At 71.2% G+C, this 17,951-nt stretch carries 14 protein-coding genes; 6 read left to right on the top strand and 8 right to left on the bottom strand.

What is annotated here, in order from left to right:
- Positions 1-75: 75 nt before the first annotated feature.
- Positions 76-1,008, top strand: a complete 933-nt coding sequence (locus CP982_RS27980) for a TIGR03620 family F420-dependent LLM class oxidoreductase (RefSeq protein ID WP_150512998.1) — start codon at positions 76-78, stop codon at positions 1,006-1,008.
- Here the strand turns inward: CP982_RS27980 and erm are convergent.
- From erm to CP982_RS28010, 6 genes are all read right to left on the bottom strand, one after another.
- The gene (gene erm, locus CP982_RS27985; RefSeq protein WP_150512999.1) at positions 982-1,782 is read right to left on the bottom strand and encodes a 23S ribosomal RNA methyltransferase Erm; all 801 of its coding nucleotides are present in this window, start codon (positions 1,780-1,782) and stop codon (positions 982-984) included. The genes CP982_RS27980 and erm overlap by 27 nt on opposite strands.
- Positions 1,783-2,154: 372 nt before the next feature.
- The gene (locus CP982_RS27990) at positions 2,155-2,337 is read right to left on the bottom strand and encodes a DUF6104 family protein (RefSeq protein WP_003961784.1); all 183 of its coding nucleotides are present in this window, start codon (positions 2,335-2,337) and stop codon (positions 2,155-2,157) included.
- Positions 2,338-2,455: 118 nt separating this feature from the next.
- Positions 2,456-6,229, bottom strand: coding sequence for a multifunctional oxoglutarate decarboxylase/oxoglutarate dehydrogenase thiamine pyrophosphate-binding subunit/dihydrolipoyllysine-residue succinyltransferase subunit (locus CP982_RS27995; RefSeq protein WP_150513000.1), 3,774 nt, complete (start codon positions 6,227-6,229; stop codon positions 2,456-2,458).
- A 278-nt stretch (positions 6,230-6,507) separates the two neighbouring features.
- On the bottom strand, positions 6,508-7,578 hold the full coding sequence (locus tag CP982_RS28000) for a HAMP domain-containing sensor histidine kinase (protein WP_150515749.1): 1,071 nt from the start codon (positions 7,576-7,578) through the stop codon (positions 6,508-6,510).
- A gap of 170 nt (positions 7,579-7,748) precedes the next feature.
- Positions 7,749-8,489 (bottom strand): response regulator transcription factor, encoded by a 741-nt coding sequence (locus CP982_RS28005; RefSeq protein WP_016641312.1) that lies wholly within the window; start codon positions 8,487-8,489, stop codon positions 7,749-7,751.
- Positions 8,490-8,555: 66 nt separating this feature from the next.
- Positions 8,556-9,284: a spermidine synthase family protein gene (locus tag CP982_RS28010; protein WP_150513001.1), complete on the bottom strand. Its 729-nt coding sequence runs from the start codon at positions 9,282-9,284 to the stop codon at positions 8,556-8,558.
- A gap of 583 nt (positions 9,285-9,867) precedes the next feature.
- Here CP982_RS28010 and CP982_RS28015 point away from each other — a divergent pair.
- From CP982_RS28015 to CP982_RS28025, 3 genes are all read left to right on the top strand, one after another.
- The gene (locus CP982_RS28015; RefSeq protein WP_229878492.1) at positions 9,868-10,632 is read left to right on the top strand and encodes a rhomboid-like protein; all 765 of its coding nucleotides are present in this window, start codon (positions 9,868-9,870) and stop codon (positions 10,630-10,632) included.
- Positions 10,633-11,026: 394 nt separating this feature from the next.
- Positions 11,027-11,377, top strand: a complete 351-nt coding sequence (locus tag CP982_RS28020; RefSeq protein WP_229878490.1) for a PadR family transcriptional regulator — start codon at positions 11,027-11,029, stop codon at positions 11,375-11,377.
- 40 nt (positions 11,378-11,417) lie between these two features.
- The gene (locus tag CP982_RS28025) at positions 11,418-12,101 is read left to right on the top strand and encodes a hypothetical protein (protein WP_150513002.1); all 684 of its coding nucleotides are present in this window, start codon (positions 11,418-11,420) and stop codon (positions 12,099-12,101) included.
- Positions 12,102-12,814: 713 nt separating this feature from the next.
- On the opposite strand, the gene CP982_RS28030 is transcribed toward CP982_RS28025, so the two are convergent.
- Entirely contained in the window at positions 12,815-13,516 is a 702-nt protein-coding gene (locus CP982_RS28030; protein ID WP_150513003.1) for a GNAT family N-acetyltransferase, read from the bottom strand.
- Between the two features lie 215 nt (positions 13,517-13,731).
- Between CP982_RS28030 and lon the strand changes: the two genes are divergently transcribed.
- Positions 13,732-16,149 carry an endopeptidase La gene (gene lon / locus CP982_RS28035; protein WP_150513004.1) on the top strand — a complete coding sequence of 806 codons (2,418 nt, stop codon included), beginning with the start codon at positions 13,732-13,734 and terminating at the stop codon, positions 16,147-16,149.
- A 106-nt stretch (positions 16,150-16,255) separates the two neighbouring features.
- Here lon and CP982_RS28040 read toward each other — a convergent pair whose 3' ends face one another.
- Positions 16,256-17,110, bottom strand: a complete 855-nt coding sequence (locus CP982_RS28040) for a lysozyme (protein ID WP_150513005.1) — start codon at positions 17,108-17,110, stop codon at positions 16,256-16,258.
- Positions 17,111-17,425: 315 nt separating this feature from the next.
- Here CP982_RS28040 and CP982_RS28045 point away from each other — a divergent pair, with 315 nt between their 5' ends.
- Positions 17,426-17,920, top strand: coding sequence for a MarR family winged helix-turn-helix transcriptional regulator (locus CP982_RS28045; protein ID WP_150513006.1), 495 nt, complete (start codon positions 17,426-17,428; stop codon positions 17,918-17,920).
- Positions 17,921-17,951: the final 31 nt, after the last annotated feature.

Raw genomic sequence — 17,951 nt, forward strand, 5'->3', positions numbered from 1 at the left:
TCCGGAGAACTTCTCCGTATTGTACCTCCACAAATATCCGGAGAAGCTCTCCGGTAAAGGGTGAGGGGTGTCGACATGCGGGGACTTCAGGGGCCGGACGGGCTCGGGCGGGTCGGTGTCTGGACCTTCGCCTTCGAAGGGCAGCCCGCCGGGCGCGTGCGCGAGGCGGCCGCCGAGATCGAGGAACTGGGCTACGGAGCCCTCTGGTACGGAGAGGCGTTCGGCCGCGACACGGTGGGGCAGGCCTGGCTGCTGCTCTCCGCCACGCGGCGCGTCCCGGTCGCCTCCGGGATCGCCAACATCGCCTATCGCGAGCCGCTCGCCATGGCCAACGCGGAGCGCACGCTGGGGGAGGCCTTCCCCGGGCGGCACGTCCTCGGCCTCGGCGGACACCGGGTCGACGACACCGTCATCGAGGTCGACGGCTATCGCGTACCCGCGCGCGGGAAGGCGGTGACGACCATGAGGGCCTATCTGGACGCCATGGACGCGGCGCCCGCGCACGGGCCGGTGCCCGAGCCCGCTCCCCGTCGGCTGCTCGCCGCGCTGGGCCCGAAGATGCTGGGGCTCGCGGCTGAGCGCACCGGGGGAGCGCACACCTATTTCGTGTCGGTGGAGCACACCGCGCGGGCCCGCGCGGCTCTCGGGCCCGACGCGTTCCTCGGGGTGGAGCAGGCCGTCGTCCTCGACACGGACCGGGCGCGGGCCCGGTCCGTGGCCGAGGAGCACGTCGCCGGGTACGCGCGAGTGCCGCACCAGGCGGCGAACCTGCGGCGGCTGGGGTTCGGCGACGAGGACCTGCCGCCGGGCGGCGGCCCGAGCCGTCGGCTCGTCGACGCGATCGTCGCCTACGGGGACGTCGATGTCCTCCACGCGCGCGTACGGGAACACCTCGCCGCCGGGGCGGACCACGTGTGCGTCCAGGTCCTGACGGCCGACGGGGCGTTCCCGCTGCGCGAGTGGCGGGAGCTGGCGCCGGTGCTAACGGCGGCGCCCGCCCGCCCCTAGGGCGTACAGCTCCGCCCACTGCGGCGCCGTGAGGTCCTTGGGCAGCCGCGCCGGGCCGAGGCCGTGGCGGCCCAGCCACTCCTGCACGCCGCGCCTGGGAAGGCCCGGGCAGGCGGTGGCGACGATCTGGGGCAGGCCCCGGCCCCGGCCCGTGAAGACGCGGTGCACGAGGTCCTGGTAGGCCTTCAGGGCCGCGCGGTCGACGAGCGGGCGGTCGCGGCGGGCGATCGTCAGGAGGCCGCCGTCCACGGTGGGACGCGGACGGAAGGCCCCCGCGGGGACCCGCCGGACGAGCGTGAAGGCGTACCAGGGCCACCACTGGGCCGTCATCAACGTGGCCCCTCCGACGCCCGCCCGGCGGCGCGCGACCTCCCACTGGACCAGCAGGACGGCATCCGTCCAGGCCGGTGTGCGCAGGATCCGGCGGAGCATCGGCGTCGTCTCGTGGAAGGGCAGGTTGCCGACCAGGACGTGCGGCGTCGACGGCATCGGGTAGCGCAGGAAGTCGGCGGTGACGATCGTCGTCGAGGGGTGCGTGCGGCGGGCCAGACGGGCGGCGCGGCGGGCGTCGATCTCGATGCCCGTCAGGCTCCGGCCGAGCCCCTGGAGGGGCAGCGTGAGCGCGCCGTCGCCCGTGCCGATCTCGACGATCGGCCCCCGGGTGCGGGCCACGAGGTCGACGAAGGCGTCGATCGTGGCCCGGTCGGTGAGGAAGTTCTGGCCGAGCTCATGACGGCCGTGACGGTGCGTGGGGGTGGTGTGGTGCGTGCGCACAGGGACTCCGCGGCTTCGAGGTGAGCCGGGCAGCACGAAGTGCCGCTCGACGCTGACGCGTTGAAGCGGCGGAGCGTTCCGTTCCTGAGGGCCACCATGGAGCGAGGTGTTCCGCGGTGGCGCGGGAGAGACCGACCGCCGCTACGGGCGGCGGTACCTCGTCACCGCGCAGGCAGCGTTGGCTGCGATTCCACACATGCGGCGCACGATAGGCCGCCCGCGCCACGGGCGGCAATCGATTTTCGGAGCCGACCGGGTCGCCGTGCCCCGCCCTCAGTGCTTCGTTGGCATCGGAGGGATGGGCCGTGGAGCACCTGGCGGTCTGTCGTGGCTGGGCGCGCAGTTCCCCGCGCCCCTTCGGGGCACTGCCCCCTACTCGTCCTCGTCCTCGTCGTCCAGGCGTGCCAGCCACGTCGCCAGGCGCTCCACCGGCACCTCGAAGTCCGGGTTGAGGTCCACGAACGTGCGGAGCTGCTCGGCCAGCCACTCGAAGGTGACCTCCTCCTCGCCGCGCCGCTTCTCCAGCTCCTCGATGCCACGGTCGGTGAAGTACAAAGTCATGCTCCTGACGAGACGGGATGTGCCTGTTCATCGTAGGCCGGAACGCCGGTGGGCCCGGCCCCGAGTCCGAGAACTCGGGGCCGGGCCCACCTTGGTACGACCGTGCCGGGGCCTAGGCCTCGAACACCTCGCGCACCAGCTGCTCCTGCTCGGCCTGGTGCCGCTTGGCGGAGCCGACCGCCGGGGCCGAGCCGTGCGCCCGCGAGATGCGGCGCAGGCGCTCGCCGTGCGGGATGTCGGCGCCGACCGCCAGGTCCAGGTGGTCGATCAGGTTGAGGGCGATGAAGGGCCACGCGCCCTGGTTCGCCGGCTCCTCCTGGGCCCACAGGTACTTCTCGGCGTTCGGGTGCTTGGCGATCTCCGCCTGGAGCTCGGCACCCGGCAGCGGGTACAGGCGCTCGATGCGGATGATCGCGACGTCCGTCGCACCGCGCTTCTGCCGCTCGGCCTCAAGGTCGTAGTAGAACTTGCCGGCGCAGAAGACGACCTTGCGGACCGCGGCCGGGTCCACCGACGCGTCGCCGATGACGGGGCGGAAGCCGCCCGTCGTGAACTCCTCCGTCTTCGAGGCCGCGGCCTTGAGGCGCAGCATCGACTTCGGGGTGAAGACCACCAGCGGCTTGTGGTGCGGGTTGTGCACCTGCCACCGCAGGAGGTGGAAGTAGTTCGACGGGAGCGTCGGCATCGCGACCGTCATGTTGTTCTGGGCGCAGAGCTGGAGGAACCGCTCCGGGCGGGCCGACGAGTGGTCGGGGCCCTGGCCCTCGTAGCCGTGCGGCAGCAGGAGCGTGACGCCGGACGTCTGCGCCCACTTCTGCTCGGCCGACGAGATGAACTCGTCCACCACCGTCTGCGCGCCGTTCACGAAGTCGCCGAACTGCGCCTCCCACATGACGAGCGACTCGGGGCGGGCCAGCGAGTAGCCGTACTCGAAGCCCATCGCCGCGTACTCGGACAGGAGCGAGTCGTAGACGTTGTAGCGGGCCTGGTCCTCGGAGAGGTACTGCAGCGGGGTGTGGTCCTCGCCGGTCGTCTGGTCCACGAGGACGCCGTGCCGCTGGCCGAAGGTGCCGCGCCGGGAGTCCTGGCCCGCGAGGCGGACCGGGGTGCCCTCCATCAGCAGGGAGCCGATGGCGAGGGTCTCGCCCATGCCCCAGTCGATCGTGCCGTCCTCGACCATGGCCGCGCGGCGCTGCAGCTGCGGCAGCAGGCGCGGGTGCACGGTGATCCGGTCGGGGATGTTGACCTGGGACTCGGCGATCCGCTTGACGATCTCCTGGGAGACCGCGGTGTCCACGGCCACGGGGAACTCGGTCTGCGGGGCCGGGACCTCGGCCGGAGCCGGGGTCGTGGTGGCCTCGCGGACCTCCGTGAAGACCTTCTCCAGCTGGCCCTGGAAGTCCTGGAGGGCCTGCTCGGCCTCTTCCAGGGTGATGTCGCCGCGACCGATCAGGGACTCGGTGTAGAGCTTGCGCACCGAGCGCTTCTTGTCGATGAGGCTGTACATCTGCGGGTTCGTGAACGACGGGTTGTCGGTCTCGTTGTGCCCGCGGCGGCGGTAGCAGATCAGGTCGATGACCACGTCCTTGTTGAACGCCTGCCGGAACTCGAAGGCCAGGCGGGCCACGCGGACCACGGCCTCCGGGTCGTCGCCGTTCACGTGGAAGATCGGCGCCTCGATCATGCGGGCCACGTCGGTGGAGTACATCGACGAGCGCGCCGACTCCGGCGGGGCCGTGAAGCCGACCTGGTTGTTGATGACGATGTGGACCGTGCCGCCCGTGCGGTAGCCGCGCAGCTGCGACATGTTGAGCGTCTCGGCGACCACGCCCTGGCCCGCGAAGGCCGCGTCTCCGTGGAGGGCGACCGGCAGGACGGTGAAGTCCGTGCCCCCCTTGTTGATGATGTCCTGCTTGGCGCGGGCGACGCCCTCCAGGACCGGGTCGACCGCCTCCAGGTGCGAGGGGTTGGCGACCAGGGAGACCTTGATCTGCTCGCCGTCCAGGCCCGTGAAGGTGCCCTCGGCGCCCAGGTGGTACTTCACGTCACCGGAGCCGTGCATCGACTTCGGGTCGAGGTTGCCCTCGAACTCGCGGAAGATCTGGGCGTACGACTTGCCGACGATGTTCGCGAGGACGTTCAGGCGGCCGCGGTGGGCCATGCCGATGACGACCTCGTCCAGGCGCGACTCGGCCGCGGAGTCGATGACCGCGTCGAGCAGCGGGATGACGGACTCGCCGCCCTCCAGGGAGAAGCGCTTCTGGCCGACGTACTTCGTCTGCAGGAAGGTCTCGAACGCCTCCGCCGCGTTCAGCCGGCGCAGGATGCGCAGCTGCTCCTCGCGCTCCGGCTTGGCGTGCGGGCGCTCGATGCGGTCCTGGAGCCACTTGCGCTGCTTCGGGTCCTGGATGTGCATGAACTCGATGCCGGTGGTGCGGCAGTACGAGTCGCGCAGGACGCCGAGGATGTCGCGGAGCTTCATCATCGACTTGCCCGCGAAGCCGCCGACGGCGAACTCGCGCTCCAGGTCCCAGAGCGTCAGGCCGTGCTCGGTGATGTCCAGGTCCGGGTGCTTGCGCTGCTTGTACTCCAGCGGGTCCGTGTCGGCCATGACGTGGCCGCGGACGCGGTAGGAGTGGATCAGCTCGAAGACGCGGGCGGCCTTCGTGACGTCGTCGTCGTGCGAGGCGTCGATGTCCTTGAACCAGCGGACCGGCTCGTACGGGATGCGCAGCGCTTCGAAGATCTCGTCGTAGAAGCCGCTCTCGCCGAGCAGCAGGTTCGCGACGATCCGCAGGAACTCGCCGGAGGCGGCACCCTGGATGACCCGGTGGTCGTACGTCGAGGTCAGGGTCATGACCTTGGAGATGCCCAGCTTGTTCAGGGTGTCCTGGGAGGTGCCCTGGAACTCGGCCGGGTAGTCCATGGAGCCGACGCCCATGATGACCGACTGGCCGGGCATGAGGCGCGGCACGGAGTGGACGGTGCCGAGGCCGCCGGGGTTGGTCAGGGAGACCGTGACGCCGGTGAAGTCGTCCATGCCGAGCTTGCCGTCGCGGGCGCGGCGGACGATGTCCTCGTAGGCCTGCCAGAACTCGAAGAAGTTCAGGGTCTCGGCCTTCTTGATGCCCGCCACGACCAGCTGGCGGTCGCCGTTGGGCTTCACGAGGTCGATGGCGAGGCCGAAGTTGACGTGCTCCGGCTTGACCAGCGTCGGCTTGCCGTCCTTCTCCGCGAAGGAGTAGTTCATCGACGGCATGGCCTTGATGGCCTGCACCATCGCGTACCCGATGAGGTGCGTGAAGGAGATCTTCCCGCCGCGGGCGCGCTTGAGGTGGTTGTTGATGACGATGCGGTTGTCGAACAGGAGCTTCACCGGGACCGCGCGCACGGACGTCGCCGTGGGCACCTCCAGGGAGGCGTTCATGTTCTTCGCCACGGCCGCGGACGGACCGCGCAGGGTCACGTACTCGGGACCGGCGGGCGCCTCCGTCGCGGGCGCGGCCTTGGCCGCGGGCTTCGCGGCCGCGGGCGGCGCCGCGGCGGGCTTGGCGGCGGGGGCCGGGGCCTTCGCGGCGGGCGCGGGCTTGGCGGCGGCCGGGGGCTGCGCGGCGGGCGCGGCCGGGGCGGGGGACGTGGTGGACGCGACCCCCGCGGCCGCGTCACCCGCCGGCTTGGCCGGAGCGGCGACGGACGCGCCTACCCCTGGCTTGTAGTCGGCGAAGAAGTCCCACCAGGCACGGTCGACCGAATTCGGGTCCTGGAGGTACTGCTGATAGATCTCGTCGACGAGCCACTCATTGGGACCGAACGCGGCAGCAGGGTTCTTGCCCTGCGCTTCTTGGTCGGTCGAAGTGCTCGAGTTACTGGGGGACTGTGGCGACACGGCGGCAACCGCCCTCTTCCGCTTCACAAGGTGATGGACAGCGGAAATAAAGGCTACGCCTCCAAGGACGCCAGGTGCAGGCCGGGCCGGTCATCCGTCGCGTAAGTCACACTGGATTGCGAGTTTCGGGGCTGTAAATGGCGGGAAACAAGCGAGGTTTGCCTACGACGCGGCTCCACGTGGAGACCCCTCGGGTACGTCGACACGCGGCTGCGGCCCGTCCGGGCGCGTGACCTGCGCGCCCGTGACTCGCTTCCACTTCGAACCTTACGTCAACTTCAGTCTTCGAGCAGGCCCGGAAGGCTGACCTGGATCCGGCAGCCGCGAGCCGATTCGGCCACCCCGATGTGGCCGCCGTGAAGATCGACGGCCCAGCGGGCGATGGCGAGCCCGAGGCCCGTGCCGCCGTCGCCCCCGGGCGGCGCGCCGGCGTGCGCGCCCCGGTTGAAGCGCTCGAACACCCGGTGCCACTCCGACTGGGGGATCCCGGGTCCTTCGTCGAGGACCTCCAGGTCCAAGGACTCGGGATAGGGCCCGCGCCGGGCACGGACGGTGACGCGGCCGTGCGGCGGGCTGTGCTTCACGGCGTTGTCGATCAAGTTGGCGACCACCTGGTGCAGGCGCTCGGCGTCGGCGTGCGCCGTCAGCTCCGGGGGCGACACGTCCAGGTGCAGATGGACATCCGTCCGCGTGTGACTGCCGGAGCCGGACGGCATCCCTTTGCGCGCGGAGGCGACCATATTGGCCTCCTTCAGGACCCCCGACAGATAGGGCCACACTTCGAAGCGGCGCGCTTTGAGGGGCACGACCCCGTTGTCCAGGCGCGAGAGGTCGAGAAGCGTGTCCACGAGACGGCCCAGGCGCTCCGTCTGCTTCAGGGCCGTGCGCATCGTCTCCGGGTCGGCGGCCGAGACGCCGTCGACCACGTTCTCCAGGACGGCCCGCAGGGCCGCGATGGGGGTGCGCAGCTCGTGCGAGACGTTGGCGACGAGCTCCTTGCGCTGCTGGTCCTGGGCCTCCAGGTCGTCGGCCATGCGGTTGATCGTCGTGGCCACGTCGCCCAGCTCGTCGCGCCGGTCGGCGCCGCGCACACGGCGTGTGTAGTCGCCGTGCGAGACCGCGCGGGCCACCGAGTTCATCTCGTCCAGCGGCGCGGTGAGGCCGTGGGCCACGAACTGCGTGATCAGCAAGGTGGCGATCACCGAGAAGACCGTGATGAAGCGCAGCTCGGTCTCGGTCTTCATGGCCACCATCAGCAGCCCGGTGGTGATGAACACCGAGACGACCACCAGCGTCCCGAGCTTCGTCTTGATGGAGAAGGGTCTGAGCCCGCCGAAGGGACCGCTCATCCCACCACCTCCACCCCGGTCGCAGCGCCACTTCAGACCACCCATGCCCGGGGTGCCGCCCGCCATGCCTCCCACGGCGCCGTACGCCGTCGTACCGCTCCCGGCGCTCTGGGGCGTCGTGCCGCTCAGGGCGCCGGGGGGCGGGCCGTCGGCGGCGCCGGGGTCCGCGGTCATGGCGTCGGCGTCTCCAGGGCGTACCCGACCCCGTGGACCGTGCGGATGCGCTCCGCGCCGATCTTGCGCCGCAGCGCCTTGATGTGGCTGTCGACGGTGCGGGTGCCGGAGGCGTCCGCCCAGTCCCACACCTCGGCGAGCAACTGCTCGCGCGAGAGCACCGCGCGCGGGGTGTTCGCCAGGCACACCAGGAGGTCGAATTCCGTGGGTGTCAGGTGCACGTCCTCGCTGCGCACCCGCACCCGCCGCTGCGCGTGGTCGATCTCCAGCTCGCCGAGGCGCAGGATGCCGCTGCGCGGCGTCGTCGCGGCGAGCGCGGCCCGTTCCACGCGGCGCAGCAGCACATGCACGCGTGCGGCCAGTTCGCGCATCGAGAACGGTTTGGTCATGTAGTCGTCCGCGCCGACGCCGAGCCCGACGAGCATGTCCGTCTCGTCGTCCCGCGCCGTCAGCATCAGCACCGGTACGGGGCGCTGGGCCTGCACGCGGCGGCAGACCTCCAGGCCGTCGAATCCCGGCAGCATGATGTCGAGGATCAGCAGATCGGGCTGCCAAGCCTGGGCGGTGTCCACCGCAGCCGGGCCGTCCGCCGCCGTTTGCACGACGAAACCCTCGGCGCGCAGACGGGCGGCGATGGCGTCCACGATCGTCGGGTCGTCCTCGACCACGAGCACCCGGCGCTGTGCTCCCGGCATCGCCGCCGTGGCGCTGTTGTGGGAGGTGTGTGTCTGCTCCATCGCCCCGCCCCTGACGTGATCGCTTGGTGTCCGGTCAGCAGAGTACGGGGCGCGGAGGCACCTCGGCTACGCAGCCCTTGTCGCGAGATGGACCACGTCCGGGACGCCCCGGGCAACGGCGATCTCTTCCGTACGTACGTGCTGGAATCCGGCATTCCGCAAAGCAGAGTCGAAAGCGGATGACGGCTGCGCGGACCACACCGCGAGGACGCCGCCGGGGGTGAGCCGGGCCCGGCAGGCGGCGAGTCCCGCGGGTGAGTAGAGGCTCCCGTTGTCCTCCGTGACGGTCCAGTCGGGCCCGTTGTCGATGTCCAGACAGAGAGCGTCGTACGTCCTCGGGGACGCACCGGAGTGGGGGATTCCTGCTTCGTTGACGCTTGCGAATGCGCCCCTGACATATGCGATCAGATCGGTGTGCAGGATCTCCGTGCGCGGGTCGGCGAGCGCCTGCTTCGAGAGCTCCCCGAGCGGTCCGTCCCGATGCCAGTCGATGACCGCCCGCTCCCGCTCCACCACGGTGATGCGGCCCCAGCGTGGGTCGGCGGCCGCGTGGGCGAGCGAGAAGCCGACTCCCAGACCGCCGATGAGGACGCTGGGCCGCGGGCGCCCGTCCAGCGCCTCGTGGGCGGCGTCGATCAGGAGGCGCTCGGAGCGGCCGTCCGAGGTGTCCATGAGGAACATGCCATTGGCAATGATCTGGAGCAGGTCTCCGTGGCGGCGCAGTACGACCTCGCCGTAGGGGCCGTCGCGCCTGTCGAGCACCACGGGGGGATCGGGGTGATACGGAGTGCGCATCCCCCCATCCTGCTGCCCGTCCACCCGTGACTCCAGGGATTTGACCGGCCCCCGGAGGGTCTCGGCGTCCCGCGCGCGGGACGCCGAGGAATGAGCGCGGGTTGCTGTGAGTTCCTGTGAATCGCGTCCCACGTGGCGTCGGTCATAGACAGCAGGGGAACGATCGGTGAAGCGTGAACGTGATCCATTCGTGATGTAGCGAACGTGATCGATTTGTGATGCAGTCGCGTAGGAAGTTCCTAGCGAAGTTCCTGGTGAAGTTCCTTGACGGAGGGAGCGCCTCAGCGTGAACCGGACCATTTCAGGCGTGGGCGCCTCTATGGGTACTGATGGGGGCGCTTCTGCGGGTTCCGGCGGGGAGGCCGACGAGGCTTCCGGTCAGGGTGAGCCCGGGGCGGTCGGCAGCGGAGACGTGCTGGACGGGATATCCCGCGAGGGCGTGCTGGACGCGGTGCCGCGGCAGCGGCGGGTGGTGCTGGTCGGGTCCCCCGTGGGGGCCGCGGGTGCCGTGGATGGGTTTGAGGGGGCTTCCGGCTCCGGGGCCGGTTCGGGTTCGGGCTTGGGCTCGGAATCCAGTTCGGGGTTGGGGTCGGACGGGGGTGGCCCGGCCGCGGCAGTCGGTCCGGCTGCGACGGGGGGCGGGCAGGCTTCCGCCTCCGTCCCGGCGTCCGCCGTTCCCGCAGGGCCCGTTTCTCCCGGTGCCGCGGCGTGGTCCGGGCTCCGCCGGCTGCGACCCTGGCGGCTGCTGCCGACTCCGACCGGGACGCCCTTCACCTTCGGATACGCGGTCGTCCTCCTCGTCACCTCGCTGGTCGCCGAGCACGCCGACCCGTCGGTGATCTCCTCGATGCACCAGGGTTCGAGCACGGACGTCGCCCACCTCGCGGACCGGCCCGTGTTCGTCCTCCTCGCCAGCGCGCTGTGGATCGCGGGCGGCATCACGTCGCCGTACGCCATCGGGTTCCTGTTCGTCCTCACCGCGCTCGAACGGCGCGTGGGCGCGCTGCGCGCCGCGGGCGTCTTCGTGCTCGGGCACGTCGTCGCGACCCTCGCCACGGAGATCCCGGTGGGGCTCTCCGTCCTCGTCGGCCACCTGCCCGGCACGTCTCTGCACCGGCTCGACTACGGCATCAGCTTCGGCGTCGCCGCGAGCGTCGGCGCGCTTGCGGGCGTCCTCGGGCCGTGGCTGCGCTGGGTGGTTCTGGCGGGCTTCGGCTGGATGCTCGTCGAGGACCTCATCGCGTTCACCGACCCGATGACGAACTGGGGGCATCTGCTCGCCCTCGCCGTGGGTGTGGCTACGTGGCCGCTGCTGCGGAGCCCGCAGGGGCGGGGCGGGGTGGCTTAGGCGGGGCGGGGGGCTCGGCGCGTCGGTCGGTCTGGGCTCGGCGGGAGCGTGGGTGCTGACGTCGGGGTTGGCTTGGGGGCGGGCCCTGGCTCGTGGCTTGGCTCCTGGGCTGGCTCCGGCCTTGGCTCTGGTGCCGCCTTCGGCTTCGGCGTCGGCTCGGGTCTTGGTGTGGCCTTGGCTTGAGCTGGGGCTTTGGTCGGTGCGGGCGGCGCGGGCTCGCGCCGTGGGGTCGTGCAGTAGCGCAGTAGCGCAGTCGTGTGGCAGGGCGGGTCGCGCCACGCCGCGCGGCCTCCGGGTGGATCGGGCGGATGTCGGCGGACCTTGCGGAAGCGTCGGGGATTGATTCTCGCAAGACTCTTGCGCCGCAAGGCAATGGGCGACTATCTTGTACCGCATGACAAAGGAGCTGTCCGCGTCGCACGACCAGCGCCGTAGCCAGCTGCTGCGCGGGGTGCTCGACCTGTGTCTGCTCGCGCTCATCGCGGAGCGGCCTCGGTATGGCTATGAGTTCGTGGAAGCCCTGACCGAGAGCGGCCTCGACCTGGTGAGCGAGGGGAGTATCTATCCCTTGCTCGCACGTATGGAGCGGGCGGGCCTGGTCGACTCCTATCGCGCTCCGTCCGCCGCGGGCGGGGCGCCGCGCAAGTACTACCGCCTGACCGAGGCGGGCGCGGCCGAGCTGGCAAGCGGCCGCACCACCTGGACCGCCTTCACGGGCGCGGTCTCCAGCACCTTGGGGACCTGACCGGGGCGCACGACACGGCACCAATCGGGGGAGACGGCACATGACGTACGAGACGACGAGCGCGACGGCGATCGGCGAGGCGAGGACGGGAGCGGGGGCGGCCGCGTCGGCTGCTCGAACACCGGACCACGACCCGCCGGGCAAGGCCGCACCCGACACCGGGCTCACCCGCGAGCGCGCCCTCGCCGTCTGCCGGAGCAACTGGGAGTACCGCGGGATCGACGACGCCTCCCTGCGCGAGATGCTCGACGAGCTCTCCGGCCACCTGGAGGAAGCCGCCGCCGCGGGCCGCACCCCGCAGGACGTGGTCGGGGCCGACGTGAAGGCGTTCGCCGCCGCCTGGGCCCGCGCACACACGCCCCTGCCGCTGCGCGTCCTGCGCATGGCGGCGCTGATCCCCTTCGTGGTCGGCTCCCTGTTGCTGCTCACCCATCTCCTCGACCGGACCCTGACCCTGGAGATAGAGGCGCCCCGCATCGCCTTCTACGGGGCGCTGGCAATAGGCGCCGTCACCTGGGGAATGCGGCGAGGGAACCTCGGCTTCAGACGCTGGATGCTCCTTGGCGTCGCCGCGCTGCCCGTAGCTGAGTTCACCGGCTGGCTCATAGGCGACGACCCACTCTTCCGCCTGCCGCTGTGGGGCACGCTGCTGTTCCTCGTGCCCGGCCTGCCGTACGCCGTCAAGGACTTCCGAGCGAGAAGGGGAGGGCCCTCGAAGGGGTGAGGGGACGGGCTGGCGCCCGGGGAAGCGAGGGCGTTGCGCCGTGGGCGCTGGCCGAGAAACCAGGCTTCGCCCCGGGGGCAGGCACAGCCTGCGGTGACAGCCAGCGCCTGTAGCGGCAGGCACCGCCCACGGCGGCATACACCTGCCCACGCAGCCGGACTGTGGCTGACTTGGCGGCGACTACTGACACGGCGGGGCCGTGCCTGAACCAGTGGCAACTGCCGACGCACCGGGACAGTGGCTGCCTTGAGGGCCACTGCCCATGCACCGGGACGACGGCTGAGTTGGCGTCGGCTGCGGACATAGCGGGACAGTGGCTGCCCGGACGGCGACTGCCGACACAGCGGGACGGCCACTGCCCCAGCGGCAGCCACCGACGCTGCGGACCACGGCCGACCTGCCAACTCGCGGCCGACGCAGCAGGCAACCACCAAGGCGTTGGCGGCAAGCAGCACCAAAAGCAATCAACCACCACGAGCGACCAGTCACCACGAGCGACCAGCCGGCACACGGGACCAGTCGCCAGGCACGGCCACTCACCAAGCGGGACCAGCCGCCACACGCGGCCACTCACCTAGTAAGACCAGGCGCCAAGCAGGACCAATCACCACACGCGACCACCAGCCAAGCCCGAGCAATCACCACACCCACTACCCAACCGCCGCCACACCACATAGCCGGTCAAGCCCGGCCGTCGACTAACCAGCCACCGCTCAGGACTCGTCCGGACCCTTCCGGCGGGCGCTCGTCAGTGGTGCCACCACCTGCCAACCGAGCGACTCGTACAAGGCGCGCCCCTCCACGGTCCCCGCCAGGACGCCGATCTCGCAGCCTTGCTCGGCCGCGGCAGTCTGAAGCGTGTGCATGACGAGGCTGCCCAGGCCGCGGCGGCGGTGCGCCGGGGAGGTCTCGATCTGGTCGGCGACCGCGGTGCGGCCCGTCGGTGCCATCTGGCCGCGCGCCGCCCAGGAGCCGTCGGCGGCGGTCACCATCGTTCGCACGACACCACCCCGCATCCAAGTGCGCAGCCGGTAACCCTCCGGTGCCACCAGGTGCTGCGGGGGCGCCGGGGTCAGGGTCACCGTCATCAAGTAGCCCTCCTCCGGATCGACCCACCACTCCGGGCCGAGCCACGGCGTGACCCGCGACGGCTCGGCGAAGACCTTCAGCCAGACATCCGCACCCGACACGGACGCGGCGACCTTGCGTACGTCGGCCTCCAGGGCGCCCCCGTGGGGCGAGCCGAAGACGTGGCGGGACGGGTGCTTGGCCAGGCCGACGTCGATCGTGTAGCCCCAGGGCTCCACCACCGGCGGAGCCGCTCCGCGAGAGACGACCCAGCCGTCGACCCAGGCGCGAACCGCCTCGTCGGCTTCCCGGGCCTCCGCGGTCCCCGTCGCCCCCGTCGCTTCCATCCGAATGCCTCCCCGTGTCGGCCAACGGCCGTGTAATGGCCGATTGGCAGGTGCAGCCCTCACCAGTAATGGATGAACTGGCGAAGTGAAGATTACAGAGCCGCGTTTCCGTGGGGGCAGAGGTGATCGCTCACAGCGAACAAACCCGTGGGAACAATCCAAGGCTCATAAGCATTGAGTCGGTATAGCTCAACTTGAATGCCGAAGGGGAGATCATGGCTGCTGAGTCCACGGCTTACACCTCGCTCGCTCTGCCCGTGCTGCCGCTCGATGACGAGGTCGTGCTGCCCGGCATGGTGGTGCCGTTCGACCTGTCCGACGCCGACGTACGAGCCGCGGTGGAGGCCGCTCAGGCCGCCGCGAGGTCCAGTGGGAGTAGCAGCAAGCCGCAGGTGCTGCTTGTTCCGCGTATCGACGGGACGTATGTGGGCACCGGTGTGCTCGGCACCGTCGAGCAGGTGGGCCGGCTCTCGGACGGCGACCCGGGGGCGCTGATCCGCGGTCGCGGCCGGGTGCGGATCGGTGCGGGCACCACCGGCCCCGGCGCCGCCCTGTGGGTGGAGGGGGCCCAGGTCGAGGAGACCGTGCCGGACCCGCTGCCCGGGGCCACGGCCGAGCTGGTCAAGGAGTACAAGGCGCTGGCCACGAGCTGGCTGAAGAAGCGCGGGGCCTGGCAGGTCGTCGACCGCGTGCAGCAGATCGACGACGTCTCGGCGCTCGCGGACAACTCCGGATACTCGCCGTTCCTCACGACCGAGCAGAAGGTCAAGCTGCTTGAGACCGAGGACCCGACGGTCCGGTTGAGGCTCGCCACCGAGCAGCTGCGCGAGCACCTGGCGGAGCAGGACGTCGCCGAGTCGATCGCCAAGGACGTCCAGGAGGGCGTGGACAAGCAGCAGCGCGAGTTCCTGCTGCGGCGGCAGCTGGAGGCGGTGCGCAAGGAGCTGCGCGAGCTGAATGGCCGGGAGGGTGAGGAGGAGTCCGACGACTACCGCGCCCGGGTGGAGGCCGCGGACCTGCCCGAGCACGTGCGGGAAGCCGCCCTGAAGGAGGTCGAGAAGCTGGAGCGCACGAGCGACCAGTCTCCCGAGGGCTCCTGGATCCGCACCTGGCTCGACACGGTCCTGGAGCTGCCGTGGACCGAGCGGACCGAGGACGCGTACGACATCAAGGGCGCGCAGGAGGTCCTCGACGCCGAGCACGCGGGCCTGGAGGACGTGAAGGAGCGGATCACCGAGTACCTGGCGGTGCGCAAGCGGCGCTCGGACCGCGGCATGGGCGTGGTCGGCGGCCGCCGCGGCGGCGCGGTGCTCGCGCTCGTCGGGCCGCCCGGCGTGGGCAAGACCTCGCTCGGCGAGTCGGTGGCGCACGCGATGGGGCGCAAGTTCGTGCGGGTCGCGCTCGGCGGCGTGCGGGACGAGGCGGAGATCCGAGGGCACCGGCGCACCTACGTGGGCGCGCTGCCGGGCCGGATCGTGCGGGCCATCAAAGAGGCCGGTTCGATGAACCCGGTGGTGCTCCTCGACGAGATCGACAAGGTGGGCTCGGACTTCCGGGGCGACCCGGCGGCCGCGCTGCTCGAAGTGCTCGACCCGGCGCAGAACCACACGTTCCGCGACCACTACCTGGAAGTGGAGCTGGACCTGAGCGACGTGGTCTTCCTGGCCACGGCCAATGTCCTGGAGGCCATCCCCGAGGCCCTGCTCGACCGCATGGAGCTGGTCCGGCTCGACGGCTACACCGAGGACGAGAAGGTCGTGATCGGCAGGGACCACCTGGTTCCGCGCCAGCTCGACCGGGCCGGGCTCGGCGAGGGCGAGGTGACGGTCGACGAGAGCGCGCTGCGCAGGCTCGCCGGTGAGTACACGCGCGAGGCGGGGGTGCGCAATCTGGAGCGTTCCATCGCACGGCTGCTCCGCAAGGTCGCGGCGCAGCACGAGCTGGGCGAGCGCGAGCTGCCGTTCACCGTCGGCGCGGACGCGCTGCGCGAGCTGATCGGGCGGCCGCACCACGTGCCGGAGTCGGCGCAGGACCCGGCCGAGCGGCGCACCGCGGTGCCCGGCGTGGCCACGGGGCTCGCGGTCACCGGGGCGGGCGGCGACGTGTTGTTCGTCGAGGCCTCGCTCGCCGACCCGGAGACGGGCGCGGCCGGGCTCACGCTCACCGGACAGCTGGGTGACGTGATGAAGGAGTCCGCGCAGATCGCGCTGTCCTTCCTGCGCTCCCACGGCGCGGAGCTGGAGCTGCCCGTCGGCGATCTGAAGGACCGGGGCGCGCACATCCACTTCCCGGCGGGCGCGGTGCCCAAGGACGGGCCGAGTGCGGGCATCACGATGACGACGGCGCTCGCGTCGCTGCTCAGCGGCCGCCAGGTGCGCACGGACGTGGCGATGACCGGCGAGGTGTCGCTGACCGGCCGGGTGCTGCCGATCGGTGGCGTCAAGCAGAAGCTGCTCGCCGCCCACCGCGCCGGGATCACCACGGTGATCATCCCGAAGCGGAACGAGCCGGACCTGGACGACGTCCCCGCCGAGGTCCTGGAGAAGCTCGACGTGCACGCGGTGACGGACGTCCGGCAGGTGCTCGAACTGGCCCTCGCACCGGCCGAGGTGAAGGTTCCCGCCGCGGCGTGACGGGCGCGGCGGGGCGGTGAAGGTCCGGGGCCCTGAGGGCCCCGGACCTTGCCGCACATGGGGGGTGCCGCACATGGATACGGAGGGTGCTGCCGGGGCGGCCCGGTCAGCCGTTGGCCAGGGCCTGCACGCGGTCGTAGGCGCCGTTGAACTTGTTGTGGTCGCCGACGATCGGGCCGGACGACGTGTACTGCCACATGGTGTGGAAGCCCCAGCCGGCGGGGAGTTCGCCGGGGCTGGTGTTGTAGCGGGCGATCCACAGGGGGTGGGCGGAGCCGAAGCCGCCGTAGTTGCCGGTGCACTGCTTCCACCAGGTGGTGGCCGTGTAGATCACGGCGTCGCGGCCGGTGCGCGCCCGGTAGGTGTTCAGGAAGTCCTGGATCCAACTGACCATGGCGCTCTGGGACTTGCCGAAGCAGGCGGCGCCGTAGGGGTTCCACTCGATGTCGAGGGCGCCCGGCAGGGTCTTGCCGTCGCGGGACCAGCCGCCGCCGTTGTCGACGAAGTAGTTGGCCTGGGCGGCGCCGCTGGAGGTGTCGGGGGTGGCGAAGTGGTAGGCGCCCCGGATCATGCCGATGTTGTATGAGCCGTTGTACTGCTGGGCGAAGTACGGATTGCGGTAGGAGGTGGACTCCGTCGCCTTCACGTAGGCCCATCGGACGCCGCTGTTCCACAGGGCCGACCAGTTGACGTTGCCCTGGTGGCTGCTGACGTCGACGCCCTCTGTCTGTGCGGCGTCGCCGCCGCTCGGTCTGCCGCCCTGGCCGTCGTGCTCGATGACGCCCTGGCCCATGCGGGCGCTGCCGCGCGGTGGGATGTCGTCGCCGTCGGCGGACTGGGCAGCGCCGGGCAGGGCGACGAGCAGGGCGAGAGCGGACAGGACGGCGAGGAGAACGCCCGCGGCGGAGTGTCCGCTGCGGGCCGTACGAGTGCGGGCCGTACGAGGTCTGTGCACGGGCATGGCGTGCCTCCGAAAGGCCTCATGGAGTCCGTCCGGCGCAGGCGTGGCCGAAGGTGTGGCGCTTCGCCCGGTGCGGCGTACGGACTCGGTGGGGGGACCTGTCGACATGTCACGGCGATCGATGTCACCGAACCGATGTCACCGAACTGACTGGTGTGAACATGTCACTAAAGAAGCTACGCACGTAGACAACGGGAGGGAAGGGGCTCTCGTGGCCGCCGTTGGTCTACGCCTGCGAAATACTGGGCGAGCTGCGGCGATGGCCGCGGTCGGCGAAAACTTTCAGGTTCGGGAAAGTGCGGCAGGGGTGCTGACATGCGTGAGGACACGCACCACGGCGGGGGTTCCGGTGCGGGCGGGGCGGGGGCGGGCGGTGGTGTGGACCACGAGTTCCTCGCCCTGGAGCGGGAGCTGACGCTGCTGCTCCGCCGCGCCCGGGCCTCGTCCGGCGAGATGGCCCGCCAGGTCCATCCGGATCTGGAACCGGCCGCGTACGGCCTCCTCGCCTTCCTGGACGAGTCCGGTCCGCGGCGCGCCACGGACCTGGCCGCCTTCATCGGCGTCGGCAAGGCCACCATGAGCCGCCAGCTGCGGGCCCTGGAGCAGCTGGGCCTGGTCACGCGGGAGCCGGACCCCGCGGACGGCAGGGCCTGGCTCGTGCGGCTCACGGACGAGGGGCGCGAGCGGTTCCGGACCGTGCGCCGCGGGCGGCGCGAGCGGTACGTGCGCCAGCTCGCCGGATGGGACCGGGCCGAGGTGGCGGAGCTGGCCCGGCTGCTCCGGCAGCTCAACGCGCGGGCCGAGTTCTAGGCGACCCCACCCCGGCCCGGGCCCCGGGTGC

Origin of the sequence: Streptomyces spectabilis (assembly GCF_008704795.1) — a bacterium.
Classification (GTDB): domain Bacteria; phylum Actinomycetota; class Actinomycetes; order Streptomycetales; family Streptomycetaceae; genus Streptomyces; species Streptomyces spectabilis.